Origin of the sequence: Phaeodactylibacter sp. (assembly GCF_040219495.1) — a bacterium.
GTDB lineage: Bacteria > Bacteroidota > Bacteroidia > Chitinophagales > Saprospiraceae > Phaeodactylibacter.
Genome location: NZ_JAVJSK010000060.1, coordinates 1 through 5356 on the forward strand (window position 1 = coordinate 1; position 5356 = coordinate 5356).

Consider the following 5356-nt stretch of genomic DNA (forward strand, 5'->3'; position numbering starts at 1 on the left):
GGGGCAGTGACTCCGGAACGTTATTAACATCCAGGGGGTCAATAGCTCCGGAACGTTTTCCACATTTAGGGGGTCAATGACTCCGGAATAGGGGGGTCAGACCAAATCGGAATAGGGGGGTCAATGGGACCGGAATACGCATATGGCGAAGCGGACTTGACGGGTCTTGAACTTATTGTCCCGCCAGGCATCCTTCCTGTTGTACCTGACTGCCTCGTCCAGTGCCAAAGATAGGGATTCGTTTTGCAGCAAATTGTCATAAAGGGCCTTTTTGGCGCGGGTATCAATGGCTTGAGGGTAGTCTTCGACGTTGGACTCGGGTCTCTTGATTTTTGGTGCCAGGGCGATATAGCTCTTCAGCAGTTCCTCGTATTCCCTGGTCTGCTCTTTTCGTGCCCGGATCAGCTCGTCCAGCAAAGTGCTCATCTTTTCATAGTAGGCGGGGTTGGTCGGGCGTTCTTCGATGATGACCTTTCGGAGGTTGTTTTCTATGGTTTCTGCCATAGCTTCTTTATTCGACTTGATGTTATCCGGAAGTTCATCCAATGCTTCTTCCCCATCCTGAATGAGCAGCTCCACTAGAGTCATGTCCTCTAGTTTGGAAATACTACGGGCGTGTTTGGCATCCAGGTAAAAATCGATGAGCTGCCGCATGCCGGGCTCGTATTGCTTGAGGTCAATCTTCTCGTCTGCGGCCAGCATCACTTCTTCCTTGAGGGCCTGAAAATGTTCCACTTCGGATTTGATCCGGATACGGGTGGTTTCGTGGTAGCCTGCCACTTCCATCTCATCGGCAATATTGGCGTATGCCCGCACCAGCTTGGCAACGGCTTTGTAGAAGGCATGTCGACGCTCTTCTGTATCTTTGATGTCTTCGGGATTCTCCGGGTCACCTACAAAGTAGCGCTGATACTGCAACGAGCCCTTAGGTGGTTCTACCGGTTCGCATAGTGCCTTCACCGCTTCCAGCATATCTTCCAGCCGCTCCTTGCCGGCAGTGAGGCGGTCTTTGAGCAGGCCTTGTACGTCCTCTTTTTCATAGGCATCAAAAGCTTCGGAGGTGTAGTCGGATATAGACTTCTCCAGGCTTTTGAACAGGTCTTTGTAGTCGATGATGTAGCCGTACTCCTTGCTGTCGTCATCGAGACGGTTGACCCGGCAGATGGCCTGGAAGAGCCCATGGTCTTTCATGCTTTTGTCGATGTAAAGAAAGGTAGCGGGTGGGGCATCAAAGCCGGTCAGCAGCTTGTCGACTACGATGAGTAGCTTCATCTGCCCCGGTTCATTTACAAACTGCTTTTTGACTTTCAGCTCGAATTCTTCCACCCGTTTGTGCGCTTCTGACTCAGATATTCCGAAGTAATCGGCTACCATCCGCTGATAGATACGATACTTGATCAGTTCTTCGTTTTCCCCCATCCCGGCATCCTCCAGCTTGATCGTGTTGTGGTTGGGGGTATAGGACGTCACAATAGCGCACTGCCTTAAGCCGGCGTTTTGAAAAAGCTCGTAGTATCGGCAGGCGTTGTAGACGCTATCGGAGACTAGCATGGCATTACCCCGGCCGTTCTTCAGCCGGTCCAGCTTCATCATGTCCTTCGTGATGTCGATGACGATTTTCTCCAGGCGGGACTTGGCGCTGAATACCTTTTTGATAGTACCCCAGCGGGATTTTAGTTCCGCTTTCGCGTAATCGGTGAGCCCCCGGGTCTGTGCGTCAAACCACTCGTCAATGGATTCGATTGAGCTGATGTCCTGCTCTACGTCCCGGGCTTCGTAGTGAAGGTCAAGCACCACCCCGTCTTCCACCGCTTCATCAAATTTGTAGGTGTGGATGTACTTGCCAAATACCTCCAGGCTCGTCTGCTTGTCCTTTTTTAGCAGGGGCGTACCGGTGAAGCCAATGAATAAGGCGTCCGGCAGCAGAGTCTTCATGCCCGTGTGCAGCTTCCCGCTCTGCGTACGGTGGCATTCATCGACAAAGACGTAGACATCGCCCTTGGCTTTGAAGTCGGAGGGTAGGCTATTCTTCAGGTCTTGCAGATAGTTATCAATATCCTTTTCTTTCACTTCCTCTTTCCGGCCAAATTTATGGACGAGTGAGCATAGTAGCCAGGGCGACTTCTCATTCAGGGTACTGATCAGGTCCTCACCGCTTTTGGTCCGGTAGATTTGCTCGTCTACGCCATTGAATACCTTTTCGATTTGCTCATCTAGCTCCGTACGGTCGGTGATGATCAGCACGCGGGCATTGGGGTTGAAGGAGCGGATCCACTTGGTGAGCCAGACCATCGTCAGGCTTTTACCGCTGCCTTGTGTGTGCCAGATGATGCCGCCTTCGCGCCGCTTTACAAAGTCCTGTGCCGCCTTGACCCCGAAGTACTGATTCGGGCGGCAAAGCTTTTTGACGCCGGAATCGAAAACGACAAAATCGTGGATGACTTCCAGAAAGCGCTGTTTGTTGAGCAACTGAACGATGTGGCGGTCCAGCAGTACCGATTCTTCATCCGCCTGCTCCCGGATGGGGCGGGTCAGCTCCAGCAGGTATTTATCATTGGGATTACGCTCGGGGTGGACCTCCTTCCATCTAAGGTAATAGGGCTCGGGTGTCTCAATGGTACCATAGCGTAGCCCTTGTGTATCATTGCCCGCCAGGACCAGCTGCATGGTATTGAAAAACGGCCCGATAAAAAGGTGCTTTTGATTATCCAAATTTTGCCGGATACCGTATTCTACTCCTTTGGTACTCCGCTTCAGCTCCAGCACGCCCAGTGCGATGCCGTTAATGTAGAGTACAATATCCGGCCGCTTCTTATACGTGCCTTTCACCGATACCTCCTCGGCAACGGCAAAGTCGTTATTCTCCGGCTGCTCCCAATCAATCAGCCATACGGTTTCCTTATTCTTGCCAACTTCCGGCTGCACCGTCACTCCGTAGCGCAGCATTTGGTAGACCTCCTGATTGATATAGTAGAGCTTTTTGCTCTTGTTGCTGACTGTTTTATTCAGCTTGTACAGCGCCCGCTTGATCAGCTCTTCGTCGTACCCAGCCCCACCGTTGGCTTTGGTGCGCAGCCACTCTTGCAGCAATTCGGTCTCGGTGTTGCTGTTCTCATCCCGCTTTTCCCAGTTGCCCAGATAGCGGTAGCCCAGCTTTTGCTGGAAAAGCTGGATGACTCGGTTTTGGGTGTGGCGTTCGGGTCTTCCTGCTTTAATCATACAGTGATTGTTTAAGTAGGTTCTCTACTTCTTCCTCATGCTCCTTAATGCTTTGTTCTGGATTTACATTCCATTCCTGAGCTTTTTCAAGCATTAAAAATTGTTTTATGCTATCTATTTCAACCTGTTTGTCATAGTACTCTTTCTTAGCTTGAGGTAAATGATGCCTTAGCTGAGAGTTTTTTCCATGACTGATCAAACACAAGTTTCCGATAGAATGCAAGAACCTTCCGTTTGTTATAGGGTCACCGCCGATCGGATTCTGAGGATAATAATGTTCTATGGAGCTACGAAAGGTGTACTTAAAGTTTTTCACCTCCGGATATAGATTGACTTTACTCCAGTATAAATAATCAATGTAATTGAATAATAAGATATTTTGAATCTCTCCATAGCGTGTTCTATCCATATTCAGTTCTGACCAACGCTCAATGGTCGGTTCGCACTGATTTTGGAAGATAATCTCCTCGTATTCCAGAGATTCTCTGGCCAAGAACCGATCAAATACAAAAGCTTTTGCCATTGATTGTAAATGATTCAAGATTGTATCTTCCCCATCCTCTTCTAATTTCCAGTAGAGACCATAAAGCGCGCCTTGCAACCAATATTTGTAAGACCGGGATGGAACTGACACATGAAACATTGACTGCAACATGACTATATGCTGCTGAAGCGCCTCATCACGGTACGCGTTTCGGTAAGAAGGATTGTTGCTATCTGTAAGGTGTAATTCTTTTAAACTCCATTCTTTTTCACCCAGCTCCCTGTCCCGCTTGATGATATATTGATCAAAAAGGAATCGAAGACCAAGTAATGCCTCTGCAAAATCCTGGATTTCTTCTGGTTCTTCAAGCCCATTGAATGCTTCAAGGAGCTGCTTATCATCCAGTGGGACTACACCGCTTTTCATATGTATGCTAATGGCATGCAATAAGAAATTTGGGAAGTTGATGATAGAGTTAAACCGTTCTGGGTCTTCCTTACTCGATTCATTGGCTACAGATGTGTAATTGGATTCAATTACATCACTCAGCTTTTCTTCCTTTTCTTTCGATTTTATATTAGCAGACTGTTTAATCATCTGAAACACATCCTCATCCCATGGAAATGATTTCCAGTGTTTGCCAAATACAGCTTTTCGTATTTCGGGTTTGATGCCATATTGAACATATCTATCCATATCCGCGCAAGCATCCCAGATGATGCCAAATGCAACCTGATCCGCTTCATCTAGTTTTTTCATCAAGCGCGCTTTCAGAATCTCATGCTTTTCCAATTGCTCCCCCCGATTATTCATGATCTCAAAATAATGGTTGAGGTCAGTATCATCAGGTACTGTTACTCGGCAAATTTTTACCAGTTCAAGGAAGTACTCCTTAAATTGATCAACTGCTACACTCTTTTCTCTACACTTGTGAGGCAATACTCGGGCAATAATCTCGCAAGCCGCTGCAATTTCTTCGTTGTGTTCTAAACTTTCATTTTTCCGTTTATCGTCAAACCATATCCCGCTGTGAGCCTGCTTAAGGGTGTCGCTTGATAATTGCCTGCTTTCAAAATCAAGGTTTATAATATCAAACCAGTGGCGCGTATTATTTCCTTGGTTTCTTTCTTTTTGAGTAAGGTAAGCCGACAGGAGGGTTAGGGTAGTCAAACGCTGCTGACCATCGATTACCTCGTAGCTATTGAGCTTCCCGTCCTTTTTGCGAGGGAAAACGACCAGGGTTCCTATATAATATGGCAGTGGCGATCCAACATTATCCAACACATCCTCTATCAACTGAGAGATATGAGCTTCAGTCCAGGCATAATTGCGTTGATATCTCGGGATTACGTACTGATCCTTTGATAACAATTCTTCTATGCTCAACACCGGATAGTTTGATGCTTGCTTAGTCATTATTCAAAGGTTTTTGTGAGAAAATTGATGAACCTAAAATGCTTTTAAATAGTCCTCCTAACTCTTCTTTGCCCTTCTCATACCTTGTGTCAATGTATAGGGTGTTCGGTTTGCTAACCATCTGATGTACCGCTTTTTAGTTCCCTATCCATTTGTTTTCGTAGTCCGTAATGGTTATGGCAGATGTTTTCATTTTGCCAGTCAATGACCTGCTGGCAGCTTACGGTTTTCATTGAT

General features: G+C 47.2%; 2 protein-coding genes. Both read right to left on the minus strand.

The features are described from left to right. Positions 1-120: 120 nt before the first annotated feature. Positions 121-3219, minus strand: coding sequence for a type I restriction endonuclease subunit R (locus RIC19_RS08925; protein WP_350177959.1), 3099 nt, complete (start codon positions 3217-3219; stop codon positions 121-123). Continuing rightward, positions 3212-5119, minus strand: a complete 1908-nt coding sequence (locus RIC19_RS08930; protein WP_350177960.1) for a GmrSD restriction endonuclease domain-containing protein — start codon at positions 5117-5119, stop codon at positions 3212-3214. Before RIC19_RS08930 ends, RIC19_RS08925 begins: the two co-directional genes overlap by 8 nt. Between the last annotated feature and the right edge of the window lie 237 nt (positions 5120-5356).

Excerpts from the sequence above, each read along its gene's own strand:
- RIC19_RS08925 (WP_350177959.1), bottom strand. The coding sequence starts at position 3,219 with ATGATTAAAGCAGGAAGACCCGAACGCCACACCCAAAACCGAGTCATC.
- RIC19_RS08930 (WP_350177960.1), bottom strand. The coding sequence starts at position 5,119 with ATGACTAAGCAAGCATCAAACTATCCGGTGTTGAGCATAGAAGAATTG.